The organism is Geobacillus sp. CX412 (assembly GCF_027942335.1).
Taxonomy (GTDB): Bacteria; Bacillota; Bacilli; order Bacillales; family Anoxybacillaceae; genus Parageobacillus_B; species Parageobacillus_B toebii.
This window is the reverse complement of sequence record NZ_CP103461.1, coordinates 2,632,978-2,648,894: the sequence shown is the minus strand read 5'-3', so window position 1 is coordinate 2,648,894 and position 15,917 is coordinate 2,632,978. Positions and strand designations below refer to the sequence as shown.

At 38.0% G+C, this 15,917-nt stretch carries 12 protein-coding genes and 6 pseudogenes; 4 read left to right on the top strand and 14 right to left on the bottom strand.

Annotated features, from left to right (window positions below; translation table 11 throughout):
• Positions 1 to 31: 31 nt before the first annotated feature.
• Complete coding sequence (locus NXM86_RS13820) at positions 32 to 1,363, top strand: IS4 family transposase (RefSeq protein WP_190305590.1); 1,332 nt, start codon at positions 32 to 34, stop codon at positions 1,361 to 1,363.
• A gap of 149 nt (positions 1,364 to 1,512) precedes the next feature.
• On the opposite strand, the pseudogene NXM86_RS13815 reads toward NXM86_RS13820, so the two are convergent.
• From NXM86_RS13815 to NXM86_RS13795, 5 genes and pseudogenes are all read right to left on the bottom strand, one after another.
• A pseudogene (locus NXM86_RS13815) lies at positions 1,513 to 1,800 on the bottom strand (IS110 family transposase); the annotation flags it as partial.
• Positions 1,801 to 1,960: 160 nt separating this feature from the next.
• Entirely contained in the window at positions 1,961 to 2,131 is a 171-nt protein-coding gene (locus tag NXM86_RS13810; RefSeq protein WP_160331322.1) for a hypothetical protein, read from the bottom strand.
• 460 nt (positions 2,132 to 2,591) lie between these two features.
• A complete protein-coding gene (locus NXM86_RS13805) occupies positions 2,592 to 3,533 on the bottom strand; it encodes a hypothetical protein (protein WP_375217311.1) in 942 nt (313 codons plus the stop codon).
• Between the two features lie 12 nt (positions 3,534 to 3,545).
• A complete protein-coding gene (locus tag NXM86_RS13800; RefSeq protein ID WP_287136252.1) occupies positions 3,546 to 3,944 on the bottom strand; it encodes a hypothetical protein in 399 nt (132 codons plus the stop codon).
• Between the two features lie 834 nt (positions 3,945 to 4,778).
• Positions 4,779 to 5,658, bottom strand: a pseudogene (locus NXM86_RS13795) (IS982 family transposase).
• A gap of 339 nt (positions 5,659 to 5,997) precedes the next feature.
• On the opposite strand from NXM86_RS13795, the gene NXM86_RS13790 reads away from it, so the two are divergent.
• Positions 5,998 to 6,300 carry a TIGR04104 family putative zinc finger protein gene (locus NXM86_RS13790; RefSeq protein WP_171699492.1) on the top strand — a complete coding sequence of 101 codons (303 nt, stop codon included), beginning with the start codon at positions 5,998 to 6,000 and terminating at the stop codon, positions 6,298 to 6,300.
• A gap of 55 nt (positions 6,301 to 6,355) precedes the next feature.
• On the opposite strand, the gene NXM86_RS13785 is transcribed toward NXM86_RS13790, so the two are convergent.
• Positions 6,356 to 6,532, bottom strand: coding sequence for a hypothetical protein (locus NXM86_RS13785; RefSeq protein ID WP_171699491.1), 177 nt, complete (start codon positions 6,530 to 6,532; stop codon positions 6,356 to 6,358).
• Between the two features lie 56 nt (positions 6,533 to 6,588).
• Between NXM86_RS13785 and NXM86_RS13780 the strand changes: the two are divergent.
• A pseudogene (locus NXM86_RS13780) lies at positions 6,589 to 6,824 on the top strand (transposase); the annotation flags it as partial.
• Positions 6,825 to 6,994: 170 nt separating this feature from the next.
• Here the strand turns inward: NXM86_RS13780 and NXM86_RS13775 are convergent.
• The 7 genes and pseudogenes from NXM86_RS13775 to NXM86_RS13745 all read right to left on the bottom strand — a co-directional run.
• Positions 6,995 to 7,336: a hypothetical protein gene (locus NXM86_RS13775; RefSeq protein ID WP_108437850.1), complete on the bottom strand. Its 342-nt coding sequence runs from the start codon at positions 7,334 to 7,336 to the stop codon at positions 6,995 to 6,997.
• Between the two features lie 58 nt (positions 7,337 to 7,394).
• On the bottom strand, positions 7,395 to 7,616 hold the full coding sequence (locus NXM86_RS13770) for a transposase (protein WP_062678809.1): 222 nt from the start codon (positions 7,614 to 7,616) through the stop codon (positions 7,395 to 7,397).
• 586 nt (positions 7,617 to 8,202) lie between these two features.
• Positions 8,203 to 9,078: a PH domain-containing protein gene (locus NXM86_RS13765; protein ID WP_498958167.1), complete on the bottom strand. Its 876-nt coding sequence runs from the start codon at positions 9,076 to 9,078 to the stop codon at positions 8,203 to 8,205.
• Between the two features lie 101 nt (positions 9,079 to 9,179).
• Positions 9,180 to 9,575: a PH domain-containing protein gene (locus tag NXM86_RS13760; RefSeq protein WP_498958165.1), complete on the bottom strand. Its 396-nt coding sequence runs from the start codon at positions 9,573 to 9,575 to the stop codon at positions 9,180 to 9,182.
• A gap of 110 nt (positions 9,576 to 9,685) precedes the next feature.
• Positions 9,686 to 10,174, bottom strand: coding sequence for a PH domain-containing protein (locus tag NXM86_RS13755; protein WP_062753712.1), 489 nt, complete (start codon positions 10,172 to 10,174; stop codon positions 9,686 to 9,688).
• A 598-nt stretch (positions 10,175 to 10,772) separates the two neighbouring features.
• Positions 10,773 to 11,178, bottom strand: a pseudogene (locus NXM86_RS13750) (transposase); the annotation flags it as partial.
• A gap of 901 nt (positions 11,179 to 12,079) precedes the next feature.
• Positions 12,080 to 12,492 (bottom strand): annotated as a pseudogene (locus tag NXM86_RS13745) (transposase); the annotation flags it as partial.
• 907 nt (positions 12,493 to 13,399) lie between these two features.
• Between NXM86_RS13745 and NXM86_RS13740 the strand changes: the two are divergent.
• Positions 13,400 to 13,852 (top strand): hypothetical protein, encoded by a 453-nt coding sequence (locus NXM86_RS13740; protein ID WP_081189885.1) that lies wholly within the window; start codon positions 13,400 to 13,402, stop codon positions 13,850 to 13,852.
• A gap of 285 nt (positions 13,853 to 14,137) precedes the next feature.
• Here NXM86_RS13740 and NXM86_RS13735 read toward each other — a convergent pair.
• Positions 14,138 to 15,585, bottom strand: a pseudogene (locus NXM86_RS13735) (aldehyde dehydrogenase family protein).
• Positions 15,586 to 15,917: the final 332 nt, after the last annotated feature.

The window sequence follows — 15,917 nt, the reverse complement described above, 5'->3', positions numbered from 1 at the left end:
GAAAATCATCGTTGGAAAGGATTATTTTTTGATGGCAAAAAAGATGAAGGCATGGATAAAAACGATTCGTCAACTCTTCTCCTCTGAAGAACTGACCCGTCTGGCACGGAAAGTCGGATTCATTCAGCGGCAGCGTTCATTAACAGCGGAAGCCTTTCTGACGCTATGTGCTTGGGGAGACGGATCGCTCGCCTGTCAGTCGCTTCAGCGGTTGTGTGCCGATTTGGCGCTCTGGCATGATTGCTCTCTCTCGAATGAAGGACTGAATCAGCGGTTTACGCCTCGTGCCGTGGCGTTTTTAAAAGAGGTCTTTTTTACTCTCCTGATGCATCAACGTCCGGCACTCTCTTCCATCACCGAGACGTATCGCGCTTGTTTCACCCGTCTGCGGATCTTAGACTCTACCAGTTTTTTACTTCCGGCCGACTATGGTGAGGACTATCAAGGTTCGGTTTCATCTGGCGCCAAAATCCAATTTGAGTATGAGCTGTTATCGGGCACCTGTCTTCAGCTGTGCGTCCAACAGGCCAATGATTCCGATGCCCGTTTTGCTTATCATACCCAGCACACGATTTTACCGAATGACCTTTGCATTCGGGATCTGGGGTTTTTTTCACTCGCCACGCTGGCGGAGATCGATGCTCGAGGTGCTTATTATATTACCCGGTTGCGTTCCGATATCAAAGTCTATATCAAACAGGACGGGGAGTGGCACGAATGGGATTGGGAATCGATAGGAAATCGATTGGGCGAGGGGGAAGCCGTGGAAGTGGAACACGTGTATATCGGACACCAACGCCTGTATGTTCCGCGTCTGATTTTTCGCCGTCTCACAGCGGAAGAATGGGAAAAACGGCTGACGTATGTGCGGAAAAAGGAAAAAAAGAAAGGGAAGGCGCTGTCACGCCAAACCCTTGAACAAAAGAAATATCACATCTTACTGACCAATTTACCACAAGAATCGTTTGATGCGCAACAAGTTTATGAGCTGTATTCGCTGCGCTGGCAAGTGGAGCTGTTATTTAAGGGCTGGAAATCCTTATTTGACCTTGACCGTGTCAAAAAGATGAAGAAGGAACGATTCGAATGCCACTTATATGGGACATTGATTGCCATTTTAGTCACGCAGACTCTTCTGTTCCAAGCCCGAAGGTATTGGCATCAACGGGAGGGAATCGAGATCAGTGAATGGAAAGCGCTTAATATCCTCCAATCGTATTGGCATCGGTTTCTTTTGCATCCCCAAGCGATGGAAACCGTCCTTCCATCTCTCCTGTCTCTGTTAAGGAAACACGCGAGGAAAGACCGAAGGAAAGGAGAGGAAACGGTATCGGATCTTTTAAAGAAATTGGGGATATGGTAGTGTGGGTTATGGATATAAATTCCAAATAACCCTCTTCTTGAGGGTTATTTGGCATGCCCAGCATTTGGTTTTCTCTTCATCCTTTGATTGATTTTTCGAACATGCGTATCATCCTAAAAAATTTTATACCGCTAACTTGACGGGTATGGAGGAATGCCCTTCTCGTCAAGAAAGTAAGCGAGATTGAGCCAATAATGTCCCGTTGGCTCGATGCCAACGATCACCTCGGTTTTTTCAAATTCCTTCATGGCTTCCACGATGCACTGGTACAACCATTCCAATCCTTCTCTCGATTGCAGAACGGGAAACGGCTTTTTTAACACCCTCCCTCGCTCATCCACAAAGCAGGCGTAATGCTTCTTTTTCGCGATATCCATGCCAACAACCAGCGTTTGATCGGTGACTTGATTAATCTTCTTGTTTGAGATAGAATTCATGTATAGTCCTCCTTGGTATCCAAATTAGGGGTCAATTCATCCGATTGACACCCCCGAATCATACCAAGAGGGCTTTTTTTATTCAAGTCCCCGAAAAAACTTCTAACAGGAATGCTCCTTTTATCTTTTATTAAACTAAGCACACGTTAATTCAAGAAGTTTATGTTTGAAAATCTGCTATATTCCAATTCAGTTTAGGATTAACTGTATCCATAAATTTTTTAATTTGTTCTTCACTTAAATCTTTTTCACCAATCGTATTTTTAGCATATATTTGATGATTTAAGCAACAATATGAAGAATGGTGAGAAGAACGAAGATATTCGGTCATTACTGCACCTCTTTGTAGGTAGCAGTCTTGGGGAAATGAGACTATTTTTAAATGGCAATAGAGGATATTTCCTGTATAAACGAACAGATGGTAATAATGTACTTAAAGAAATAAAATAAATACCTAATGGTGGCATATGGGTAGTTATGAGTGAATAAGAGGTAAAAGGGAAGAAAATCAAATGGGGAAAAGAAATTGATTGGTCAAGATGTAAAAGAAGATTAAAGTTCACTTTTAGTTGATGAACTTTATTTGCTTTTATCTTTTGTGTTCAAGATAATCGTGTTCAACTAAAGAGATAAAAGGAGAATACATATTATATATGACTAATATGTGTTCTCCTTTATTTTTTATAATTTAGGTCTTGATAATACGGATGGCTATCTCCAAAAGGTAATAGATACTGTAACTAAAAGTATAAAATTTTTCCTATCTTTTAGCATGGGTCAAATGAACACAATTATTTTTCTTTCAATAACATATACCAGTAATTCTCGATTCGCTTGAATGTGTCATTGGAACGCTGTGCAACAAAATCTTTTGCCAATTGGTAATCCGCATCCTTTGGTGAAATACCTTTCGTTACAAATTCGAGCAGCTGTTCTTTAACTTTTAATAAAACAGAGGATAAATCCTCTTCATTTTTAATTTCCTTAAACATTTCTTGATAATTTTTTATCACCGATTCTATTTCTTCGTGTGTATAAATGGTTTTTCCAAGTTTATTCGTCATTGATAAATGACGTGCTTGTTGGTATGTCAGCGGAGCATTTAGCGGATTGATTTTGGCTCGTGCTGCATAGAATCTTTCCTCTACGGATTGATAATCCATCACTTTTTTCGTATTGTGACGAACATAATCTTGAATCAGTTGATCAAATCCAGCTTTTACGTCGCCACTTAAAAACGTATCACTGAAGTGTTGAAGTGCAGCTGTCGAAGAAGCCAATTCAAGATGGGTTTCATAAGAATTCGGTTGTTCTTTCTTAATTGCAAAGAGGTTAATCCCTGAATTTTTCACTAAACTATCCATTCCATCCGTTATGTGTTGTAAGATGGATTCTACTTTTTTTACTTCTTCATTACTTAGCGAATCAAAGTATTTGGATTCATGTAAATATTGGCTAAACACAAGCCATTGATCCTGTGGCCGATAAGAGAAAATATCGGAAGGATCAGCGTTTTGTACGTTAATATCTTTTTGAAAAAACTCTTCTACCGTCATGGCCATCATGCCTTGAACTTGTTTGATTTCATCCGAAATCGTAAGTTTATAGGCTTGTCCATTTCGGATGCCTTCCAATTGCTTTCCAGCCAATGGATTTTTAATTTCGTATACAGATGGCATTTTGGCTCTATTTCGTGCGACTATTGCTCCGATATACCCAAGATCAATTTTCACGGTTATTCCCTCCTATTCTAAATATTTAATGGAAGGCAATGGTTCCACCTTACTTGCATAGTAAAAATTCAACACACTAAAGAAGTCTATTGATTTACCTGTTTTTAAATCGACGATTAAAATGTGATCGCCATAGTTAAAATCGTCAGCTTCCAGTCTGCGTGGTGTTTCCTTGCCTAAAGTATCAACAAACGAACTATAGTAGTACGGGTCTGGACCAGATTGATATTGTGATTCGTGGTATGTGAAAAGCGTACCTACATCCAGATATACCATAATTGCAAAATCAGAACTTGCATAACTAGAAGAGTAGGTAATCGGCTCTGAAACAGCAGATATCTTTATATCCGATAGGGAATGCGTTCTTTGCGAATATCCCCCGTTGTATGAGAAATAATATTTTTTTCCCAATCAAGCTGTTCATTATTTCCACTTAAATTCAACACACATTGACCGTTTGTATACACGGAATCATCGCTGTATTTTGCAACGAATTTTGTGAAATCTAGCGAAATAAATAGGGCTTCATTAAAATTAGCAGGATTGGAGGCATTCAGTTGAAGTTTGTATGTATCCCCAAAGTCCCTTGTGAAAATACACCTAAAGCATAATCACCTGCTGGAAGATTACTTAACACCATTAATTCTCCCGGTGAACTATAGATGTTAGTGGGATATGCTAATTCATTTTCAAAATCTCCAACATAAAGTTGCAATATAATCAGCGTTTTCTGATAAAATCTGGATACTAACGTTTTTAGGACTAAAGAAAAATAAGTCATTTGGTTCATCTTCTGTTAAATAATCCTCAGTATTTAATATTAAACCACCTACATTATATTGGGATTGAATTTTTGGTATAACGTTTCCAATTTTTGTTTGTTTTTATTTCAGTTTGTGCTTTATCAGTATTTACCGATAGTGATTCATCCGTAAAACCCATACTTTCTTGTAGTTCAATAATTGAATTCATGTTTGGATTTGATACAAGTAATTCATTCGCATAGCTTTTCTGTACTCCAATGGCCAACAAAGTGAAAATTAAAACAAAATTAATGTCTTACCTGGTTTTCCAAAAAATGAATTCATTTCATACTTTACCCCCTAAAGTAGTATTTGTTATTATTATCGGTTTTTTAAATAAATAATTTGATAATTATAAGGAATAATTTGAATATATTTTTATTGGTTCTTCGGTTTATGTGGTAGAAATATATTTATAATTACCCGTGGTGCTAGTTGAGTCTTAACGCTCAACTAGCCCAAGAACAACAAGGGAGTAAGCCAGTAAAATACCATCCAGCGCCGTTTCAAATCCAGAAACCGAGTTCGCTCGAATCTCGGTGATCCGATACGAATCGACTAAAATCGAAAACACGGTTTCAATCACTTTGCGTTTTCGTTTCATCCACTGTTTCCATGCGTCGGATTGGAGAATTCGCTGATTTTTTCGAACGGGCGTCCAAAAAGCGACTCGATGCTCTTCGTACAGCTTCTTTTGCAGTTTTTGGCTGATGTACCCTTTGTCACCTAGGTTATATAGATGTGGAATTTGCGTCATGACGGTTTCAGCGGCCACCCGGTCGTGACAAAGACGCTTCAGTGACGACATATCCCATCGGAAGCCCTTGGTCGGTGGCCTGCAGATGAAGTTTCAACCCATAGAAAGCGGTCTTTTTGAAAGCACAATAGCCAATATCGGCGATTCCACGAAACCGTTTGACGCGATGCATTCGAGCTGAATGACACAGCTCGATCGGCAAGCTGTCCACGACCGCATACGCATGGTGTTGCCCGCGCTTGGCCAGCTGGTGCCACATCCACTTGATCGCAAAGCCAAGCGCTCGGCAGCGACGGTTGTACCGAGAACGTTCAGGGAACAAGTCCTTGGAAAACAAATTCCCGATCACAAACCGGTGCCAAGCCCGTTCGGAAGTGAAGCCCAACAACTTGCCAAGGACATGGACGGCGATGATGACTTCGTCTTCCTGTTTCGACAAATGAAGATTTCGACGTTGAAGAGGAATCTGGATACTCGATAGTTGAGCCGATACAAAAAGCAAAATCGATGCATATTGTTTTTGAAGTCTGGCTCGATCTGTTGTAAAATGAAAGTGCTCTTGCATAGGACTTCTCCTTTTGAATGTTTGGTCGCACTTTCATTTTAAGGAGATCCTCATGCAAGGGCTATTTTTATGCTTGTCTGATTTTATCTAGCACCACGGGTATTTATAATTATTTTTAAGCAAAACTTATTTCACTAATGGACAGTTTAATTAAAGAAGGAAAAAAGTAATGGAACATGGGATTATTAACAAAAGTGGTATTTATGAATATATATGTAAAAATCTTTTGTGAGAGGTATATGGAGTAAAGAAACAGAAATTTTAATATGAATCTTTAAGAAGGTCAACTTTTGCCATTTCCTAATGTGTCATGGCTGAGAGCGAGAGGAGGGATGGAATATGCCTTCATGTGTAAATTGTAACCGTAAACTTTCGTGGACAGAGGTATTTAAGCAGACGATGCTTGTCAAGAGAGACCCGTTGCGATGTCCAAATTGCAAGCAACAACTATTTTTTACCGCTAAATCGAAAAAGAAATTGTTTCTCGTAGCGGCAACCGTGCCTATCTTGTTAGTGCTTTTAACTTCATTCCAGATTCCAACGACAATCTCTGTTATCACATTAATTGTTTATGCTCTCTTAGTCGTATTGATCGTACCATTTCTTGTCGAGATAACAAACAAAGAAGAGGCTCTGTTCTGAATACAGTAGCCTATTCTTCATGTTCCTAAATCAACAAACAATAATATATTTTATTTTATTTTATTTTTTCATCATTTTTGATATTTTCGGAATAAATGGTCAAGATTAATGAAAAGGTGGCAGCTAAGATAATAATAATAGAAGTTATATCAACATCATTATTAATGACCTGATAAACACCATATCCCATTAATAGAATAGGACTAAAGTAATTAAGAAATTTAGTTTTCATTGATATTATTCCTTCCTATTAATTTCTTCAAAAAATATTTGTTTCCATTTTAGGATGAAGAAATCAAAAATTTCCTCTAAATCGAACAGGCGGAAACATCGAATATGAGAAATGACTATTATCAACGAAATCTAGATACGCAATATGACCGGATTGAAGGTCTTTTTTGGTCCCAAGAAATCGAAATGGGGAATTTTAAACGCAGTTGTTTGCTCCTTGCCAACGTCACACCGGCTGGCTGGAGAAAGCGATCATCAAGATGTATCAAAGTGGCATGAGTACACGTGAGATTGAATTCCAAATAATGCAAAATTCCACAAAAATGTTATAGAAATTGCTCATCTAGGTGGCTTAGTTGTAGAACACTTGGTTATTGAAAAAAACAATAAAAATTACTAAATGAACGCCCTTTTCCAGTTTTTCTTGATTATAATCCGTAAGCTTTATATCCTAAAATTTGATTTAAGTTTCGATTAATCGTTGTACAACAGGTGATTTTTGATGCCCATTTGGATCTAGTATTCCTAATTCACCAGCTCTTTTCAATGCTTGAATAAGGAGTTCACTGTTTCCGTTGCTGCGAAGTTGACGTTCTTCTTCCGCTGACATGTGTATCACATTATCTGGATTAATGGGTTCCGTTGCATTTTCCATCATATTTCTGAAACCTTTACCATCTAAAATAACAACATTATTTTTTTCTTCTAATACATGTCCTTTATATCCATAAAGAGATCGAAGCATCCAAAGTTGACGATTAGAATTAAAATTTGCCATCTGTTCTTGGTTTAATCCACTCAACATTATTCTCACTTCCTTTCCATTTTATTATATCGACTTCATTATGCAAATTTTTATAATTTTAATTCAAAAATTCAATATTTTCGCTCAGCCGTTCCACTCCATTGGTCGTGCGCAGGCGTCGCCGGTAACGATCCGGATAGTCTAGGACAGCCGTAGCGTCTTCAAACTCTTCTTCGAGGATTTGATTCAGAATTTGTTCGAGTAGCTTAGTCAATCCTTGATCTTTCGGCAATAACCCGTGCAAAAGTTCATCATTTACAGGAATATGATATTGGGCCATCGTTGCATACCTCCTTATGTTTGGGGTTCACTGTTTATTTGACCAAAGAGGAAGCAACGTGGCTCTTTTGTTTATTCCCTTTTTACACAATTATACGGACTTAACTTAGGAACCCACATACTACACACCGAAGAAAAATCTGCACAAAACTTGCACAAAATCTGCACAAGAGGCACTTTAACATAATTAATTTATTTAATTTTTATTAACTCTCTTAAACAAAAAACCTTGAAATATCGCGTATTTTCAAGACATATTTAATTTTATTTATCCCATATTTACATAGTTGAATTTCCCCTTCTATTTTGACAGGGTGGAGGTCGCTGGTTCGAGCCCAGTCGGAATCACTAGAGCGAGAGGCTTGAAATCCTTGTGTATCAAGGGTTTCAAGCTTTTTGCTTTTTATAGCAGGGCACTCAAAATGGTGTCCAAATTATATTTGGTGCCATTTTGGTGCCGAAGCATTTTTAGTTTGATTTTGATAACGGGGCATCGATTTGATTAGCCGCTTTCTTATTAAAATAAATATAAATTATGTTTTTTCATAAATAAAGCAGCATAATTGAATATGCTGCTGGCATGCTATTTATTTGCTATTAACTTCAACGTAAGAAGGAATCGGACAAGCATCTTGCTTTAAAGAATCGCACTGTGAATGTGGATCAATCTCCACATCTTTTGTGCGCGCTTCAAACCAAGATGTGATCAACGGCTGTAGAGAAGAATCGATATCTAATAACGTTGTTACGTGAACCGGGTGTGCACGATTTGTTAGTTTTACACTCATGACATCAAAAATTCGCTGTAGCAAAGAACGCTCAAATTGCAATTCAAGCAACTTTGCCCGTTTCGTTACGAGTGTTTCTACTGTAAAGGCACCTGAGCGAAGCTGTACATGCGCATCTTCTAACTTAAACGCTGTATTACGGTATTCTCGAATACGATTGATATAAGTAAACACCAACACAATCGCACCAAAAACAAAGAAAATGGGTTTCCAAAATCCAATGGCAGCAACGAGGCTTGCAAAAATTGGTGGTCGAAGCCAAATCAACTTTTTTGCCTTAGGGGATGCATAATGTGTCATGCTACGCAGTTGAAATTCTGGCAGCATGATTGCTATTAATTCATGTGCTTTTTCCGTTGGTAAGTACGGGAAAAATTCATTAATGTTTTGGTCCTCACCTGGCAAAATTTCCCCTGCTGAAATAAGTTTAATTGTTGTCACACCGAGCAACTTTTGATAGCCGTTTTGTTTGTAAATGACCGCTTGTACTTTGTCTTTGCGAATGGAAAAGCTTTGCTTAGAAAGCCAGCCTTTTTGTACATAAATGCGTTCATTGTCCATTGAAATGGTATATTGATAGTAGCTATTAAACGTTTTAAAGACGCCGATACCGACAGCTGCTAATACGGCAAGTAAGACTAGCAAGATGAGCAGCCATCCTGAAAGATGAGACATAACCTTGTCTACATTAATGTATTTCTCTGGATGTACATCTGACCATATATTTAAGCCAATAGGAATGATGGCTAAAAAACTAAAGGACAATAGGGAAGCTTTCAAAATATCACGAATGGTAGTGGTGAAAAGAATTTGACGTTCAGATTCATTGATGGCTTCCTCAGCATGCTGCTCTTGATTCCATTTCGTAAAACATAATCCTCTATCTTGATGCAATCCACTTTATTTACAAATTCCAATGTCACATCGCTAGTTGCTTCTCCTGTTTCCATTGTGATCGATTGTACGCCAAATAATCGTTGCAAAACATTTGCCTTCGTTTGCACATTCTCAAATTTTTCACGCGGTATAAATTGCTCTGATTTAGAAAATAGGCCCTTATGTATATGAATGCCATCTTCGGCAAATACAACTTTAGTAAATAATGTCTCATAGATGCGAAACAGGAAACTGAATCCGAAAACCGCAATCGCACCCCATTGCACAATATTCATGAACATAGAGTTACTACCTGCATTTAGGAATAAAATGAAAAGTATAAACAGATTGCTTTTGATAAGGTCTAGCAGGTCATAGAATATTTTTAGCTTGGAATAGCGAAACGTCATACTTCATCAAGCTCCTTTAAACGGGCAAGCTTCGAAATATCATCGCGGAGCTTTATAGCAACTTCTTCCTCAATATGTGGAATGGTAACGCCACCTTGCATAGTTTTAATTTCAATTGAGCGGACACCATATTTTCGCATAATGATGCCTTGAGTCAATTCAATTGATTGTATTTTCGTCATCGGCACTACAACTTCCACTTTTGTCCAAATCCCGCTTTTAATGTATAAAAAATCATCCGTTAACCCGTATCGAAAAGTTTTATAGTATATCGGTGAACTTACAAAATAGGTCCACGGAATACCAATTATAGTAATGACAAACAGGGCGATCCAAACATACCGTAGCCAGCTCCACCAGTTAAAATAATCTGTGCAAAAATAAAGTCCAGTTATAACGACAAGGGCAATGAGTGATGTAATAAGTTCGTTTAAATTGCGTACCTTCATCGCTCTAGGTGAGATTTGTTGATACTGTACTTCCATACTGTTCTCTCCTTTAAGTTGGAAAATTATCCATTCAATTTCATTTACGGTGAATGATAAAAAAAGTTTCGTTTGAATAAACTGTGATTAAAATTTTTGTAAAACATCTATTTCGAAAAGTGAGAGATCTTTGAATGAAAAAATAAGGAAATGTTTTTGGTGCTATGAGATACATTTTTGCACTTTACATAGCCCACAGTATATGAGTATGAGATGAAAAGCAAACTTCAACAATCGGGCGATTTTCTTGAAGAAAGATTGAATGATATATGACTTTTTTAGGGAAATTAATTAAAAGATTCAAGGCTCTCGTTTTTTTTCTAAACGTGAGCCTTGAGTCATTCTTCTGTATTTGCATTTTTTCACTTATTAATTCCACTCGCTCATTATTATTGCAGAAAATGTTTCAAGTGTGATTTGATCATTTTCTTCTAATGAGAAGATGTGTATAAGCTTTCAGAGTTGTTTAAAGGTTTTCATGACATAAGCGTTTACTCATGCATTGAAACGATGCTTTTTTGTGTAGTAAAATACTGGCATGAGCATGAAGTAGGCCGTGAACTATATTAATAACAGATGGTGTTGCAAAACTAAAGTAAAAACTCAAGTTATGCATAAGGATGCAGCATAACACATGCAGTACATATCGATGAAATCCATACCATCGCGGCTGTTCCACCCCATCACTTTTTAACTCATTAAATACCCGTTCAATCCTGCGGCGAAGCCCAAACAGCCATTGGCCAAACCTCGTTTTCAACAAGACAGGAAAAACCCGGCCATAGGCATCTTTCCGTTCCTTGCTATTGCGGCGGTTGATAGGGGAAATTGAATAGGATTCCTGACTGCTCAGCTGTTTGGCGAACCTTTTCGCTGTCATACGCGGCATCGCCCAATACCAATTCGATATCCCACTTCTTTAAAGAAACAAGTAATTCTGGTGCCACTGCCGCATCATTTCGATTCGCTGTGGTTAACACATGAGATAAAATGATTCCCTCGGCAGCCCATGTATGTTCGTTGTTTAAATTGGAAAACATGATAGTGTCCACCCCTTGGTAGTTGGTTTTGGTCACTGTATATGATTTCCAAGGTGGTGGATTTTTTTATGTGCATTTATGCATTCGTTATGCGTTTTGCAACACGTTCACCATTTATTAAACTAAAGCTCCCGTTAGTTGAAAAAGGGCATCTGAATAAAATGCCACCTTACTCTGTAATATCAAGTACAAGTAAACAATTTTTAGCACTTTAATATCAATCGTCTTATATATAATGCCGCACATTATATTTGGTCATATTTCTAAAAATTATAAAAATAGGTAAAATTAAATATTACAGTAAAGGGGGGAAATGGTTAAGAATAATGAGTATTCGGATTATCTAGTGGAATACAATGTAGGTTTAGTATCTTCAAATAGTGTTTTGTTACACTGTTTTTTCGAACTGTGCAACAAGTTATTCCAATATTATGGATAGTCCTATGATAGAATAAAGTTACATTCTTAGGACGGTGATATTTACGAAAGAATTTTTATCTAGTTTTTTACTTATTACCAGTTGGCTTATATTTGCAATTAGTGGATACCTATTTATTTGGACAATCTTCTTCGTTTATGCCATTGTACCAGCCTTTTTAAGTTTAGCTGTTGGCTTATTCTGCTTTTATTGCTCAAAGAAGCTGGACAGTAACATCAAAAAGAATTCTTAAAATCCCCCTATGTCGCAGTATGTGTCTACTGTGTCGGTACCGTCAAGAATTTTGTGTAATGTAAATGGGGTAGGGTTTCTCTGAAATGGATTTGAATTGATAGGGGACTGATTTTCTCCACACAGGAGACTGAATATTCAGTCTCCTGTGTGGAAAGGGAGAATCCCCCTATTTTGTTTATTTACAGTATTTGGTTAATGATAACGTTCTTCAAACATTCGTTGAAGGGCTTCCTGCGCTTCGGCAAATCCTCGCAACTTTCGCCCTGCCCATTTCTCATTAATGAATGGTCAAATACACGATTTTTTCTGCGGCTTCTAAACTATTCAAACTGTTCATCGGTTTTAGGCGTTTCCGAATCTCCTTGATCGTTCGTTCGATGGCATTCGTTGTATAAATCACACTTCGAATACTGCTTGGATAGTCCATAAATGAGAAGGACATCCAACTCATTTGCCCACGATTGGACTTCCCTTGGGTATTTGTGAGACTATTTGGATTGAAACTGTTGAAACATCTCCAATGCGATTTCTTTATTCGGAGAACGATAAATGAGTTTCAGGTCCTCCACCATTTCGAATTGATCTTTTTTCCGAACACAACGGAGATAGCAGCCGTTTCTCCTATTCGGTGTTCCAGCCTGTTCGATTTCGAGGAAATTTTTGATTTCTTCCCGCATAATCAGTTCTAATTTTTCTTTTACAAACTGACGAATGACACTTTCCAGTTGATTTGCCCAGTCGACATTCGGTATACTTCTTTTAGACATAGGTAGGGTACTCCTTTCTCTAAGATTTTTGGTCCAAATCAGAGAATACCCTACCTTTTTTCTTTTTGCCTAGCAAAATGCTTTATACAAAATTTTATACATCATCCTTTGTTTCCACGTTTTACACTAGGGGACAACAATGCAGGTAATATGTGCGTTCTGCGATGCCATTCCTAGCTTTGTTGCGGTGTTGTTTCTGCAAGAGCATGCTAATCATTCGGAAATTTAAAAGATGGACTTCCGATAATACATATTGAAAAATCCACAAGAGAAAAGAGGGATACCGGTACCAAAAAGCTGTTCGTAAGAAATGCAAAAATAAGTGTGAGAGATGCGGAGCAACAAAGAAACTACATTTCTATCTAGGTTTTTAGAAGATGGACAAAACATAGTCGATAGTCTCATTTTGCTTTGTACTAGTGATCATGCGGAAGAATATAAAGGAGAACATGCTTATTATATGTTATTGAAGTGGATGAAAAGGCGGCCGCAACGGAGCTTAAAAAAGATGTGTTCAAACATATCGAAGCAGAATTGGATTGCTAACACGATATGTTGAAAGAGTATCATGTTTTGTCGGGAGAAAGTCGATGAAAACGTTGGTGGCGGCCGCGCTTCTCTTCTAGGAAAGCTGGCGTAATCCGTTGTGCACCATTGGCGATACAGTTGGCACAGTTAGAGGAATTGCAACAGCGATCGGACGGGTATATGCACAATTGCCGTAAACGCATCAGAGGATGATTCAATGATGGCATTGGACAAGACCAAGACGATTACATGGGATGGACTAGCTGACAAATTAATAATAGACGCCGAGCCATGCGGTGGCGGGATGAAATTATTTATGCGATTGGGGTGGGATTGGATGCAGATGAGTTCAGTATTTATGAAAGAGTTAGCCGATATACTCTTCAAATACAACTTAGCTTGCATAAAGTCGGGTAACGGTATGATAGGTTATAAAGATGGGGAATTCAAAGTATTGAATAATACGTTTGTTAGCGCGAAACCAAAAGGAATTGAAATGAGTGGTTACAGTTTAGAGGTATATGGAGTAAATCATAAAGAAGAACTTTTAGAGAAAATAGTAGAAGATATAAAAGATTGTTTTAAGAAAAACGAGATGGGAGCAATTGAGGGGAGTTATTTTATTGGGTTCGATGATGGCAACAAATTCAAAATAAGAATTATCGAATAATACCATTTCCAATGTCACTTTCGGCATATAAAATATGATAAATTCCTAGCTGTTTCCCCTCTTTTCCGCTTGTCACCTATCGGATGGCGGACGGTGAAAATATCCAAACAACGCCCCACCTTCATCTTCTCAAGTTGAGACAAGACGTTTCTGCGCAAGGGATTAAGCAAGATGGGGTGCGATTTATTTTTTATGCATCCGTTATGCGTTTTGCGACGCGTTCTATGAAAAAAGAGGATATATGCTCAATAAAGGGCATATATCCTCTACTAATATAGTTATTCCTTAAAACGGAAATTTTCGATATTGATGTTGAACGGAAACCCATTTTGTCACTGTAAACTCTTCTACAATCCATGGATTTCCAAAACGGCCTAATCCACTTTCTTTTGTTCCTCCAAATGGTGTATTCGATTGAAGGTTAACCGTTTGGTCATTTACATGCGTCATTCCGCTATCAATCTCTAAAGCTAGTTCTGTTCCTTTTTCAAGATCAGATGTAAATATAGCCGAACTTAGACCATATTCGGTTTCATTTGCCAATTCAATCGCTTGTTCGTCCGTTTCCGCTTTAATCATGATCGCAATCGGTGCGAACACTTCCGTTTGAGCTAACTTACTATCATTATCCACATCTACAAATACATATGGCGTTAATATATTTCCTACGCGTTTTCCTTCTAATGCCAACGGAATTCCTTCTGCTTTTGCTTCTTCAATTACCTTTAGTGCTTTTTCTAACTGACGTTGGTCGATGATCGGACCAATCACATTTTCACGATTGCGCGGATCTCCGTACGGCAAGTTTTTAGCCCGCTCCACAAACTTCTGTACAAATTCATCATACAAATCTTTATGAACAATGAATCTATTCACGATCATACAAATTTGGCCTTGGTGTAGATACTTTCCGAATATCGCTGCATCCACTGCGCGATCTACATCAGCATCGCTCAACACGACAAACGGACTGTTTCCGCCTAATTCTAATGCAACGCGTTTTAAAGCTCCACCAGCGACAGCTCCGACATGCTTTCCTGCCTCTGTCGATCCAGTGAAGCTGACCAACTTAGCATGAGGGTTTGTTAACATTTCATCTCCAATTTCTCTCGAATTCGTTAAAATCACATTGAGTACACCTTTAGGCAATCCAGCATATTCAAACGCTGCCGCAATAATCGAACCTCCGGTTAAGCCGGTTTTCAAATCCGGTTTATGAACGACCGCATTACCTAATGCGATCGCAGGGGCAATGGTTCTCATCGATAAAAATAACGGGAAATTAAATGGAGAAATCGATGAAATAACTCCGAGCGGCAATCGATAAATTCGATTTGTTTTTCCTTCAATAGGAGAAGGAACTTCTCTATACGTATAAATCTCTTCTGTCATTTTTTCCGCTTCTACTAATTCATCTAACGTAATTTGATATTCCATTTCCGCTTTTATATATGTGCTGCCTGTTTCTACTACCATGGTCTCTAAAATTGCTTCTTTATTCTCTTTAAAATACTCTAAGCTTTCCGGATGACCGCTTTTCTTTCCTCTACCGAAGATTTCGCCCATTTTTTCTGCGCTTGCTGCGCCGCTTCAAAAGCTTCCTGTGTTTGTTCTTTTGTAGCTAATTTAACTGTTGTAATGACAGAATCATCATACGGGTTTAAAATATTATAAGAGTTCGAACTTAATCCTTCAACCCACTCACCATTAATAAAACTTTTATTTAGTTCCAGATACTGTTTTAAACGGTTTCGACAATTATCTTACTATTGCTTGCACATTATTTCAAATTTCCTGCTTACTTTTTAGATGTAACAATTTTTTTCATTTGCACGTTGGAATGAATCTATTTTACGCATATGGATATAGAAAAGTGTGGTTATTTTCGTTATTCTACCATGCGAAAAATAGATTCTCACTGGCTGCTAAGGAGCGGGAAGAATTATTAGATTTTGCTCGTTACCAAAATGGAGCGTTTATTGTAAAATAGAAATGGCGTTCCGTCGTGAAAACGCGGACGATGGATTAGCGTATGACGTTGGATGATTTTTCACGATGCGGAGGA

Excerpts from the sequence above, each read along its gene's own strand:
- NXM86_RS13755 (WP_062753712.1), bottom strand. The coding sequence starts at position 10,174 with ATGGAAGTACAGTATCAACAAATCTCACCTAGAGCGATGAAGGTACGC.
- NXM86_RS13765 (WP_498958167.1), bottom strand. The coding sequence starts at position 9,078 with ATGTCTCATCTTTCAGGATGGCTGCTCATCTTGCTAGTCTTACTTGCC.
- NXM86_RS13775 (WP_108437850.1), bottom strand. The coding sequence starts at position 7,336 with ATGTTGAGTGGATTAAACCAAGAACAGATGGCAAATTTTAATTCTAAT.
- NXM86_RS13785 (WP_171699491.1), bottom strand. The coding sequence starts at position 6,532 with ATGAAAACTAAATTTCTTAATTACTTTAGTCCTATTCTATTAATGGGA.
- NXM86_RS13790 (WP_171699492.1), top strand. The coding sequence starts at position 5,998 with ATGCCTTCATGTGTAAATTGTAACCGTAAACTTTCGTGGACAGAGGTA.
- NXM86_RS13740 (WP_081189885.1), top strand. The coding sequence starts at position 13,400 with ATGATGGCATTGGACAAGACCAAGACGATTACATGGGATGGACTAGCT.
- NXM86_RS13810 (WP_160331322.1), bottom strand. The coding sequence starts at position 2,131 with ATGACCGAATATCTTCGTTCTTCTCACCATTCTTCATATTGTTGCTTA.
- NXM86_RS13820 (WP_190305590.1), top strand. The coding sequence starts at position 32 with ATGGCAAAAAAGATGAAGGCATGGATAAAAACGATTCGTCAACTCTTC.
- NXM86_RS13760 (WP_498958165.1), bottom strand. The coding sequence starts at position 9,575 with ATGAATATTGTGCAATGGGGTGCGATTGCGGTTTTCGGATTCAGTTTC.
- NXM86_RS13770 (WP_062678809.1), bottom strand. The coding sequence starts at position 7,616 with ATGGCCCAATATCATATTCCTGTAAATGATGAACTTTTGCACGGGTTA.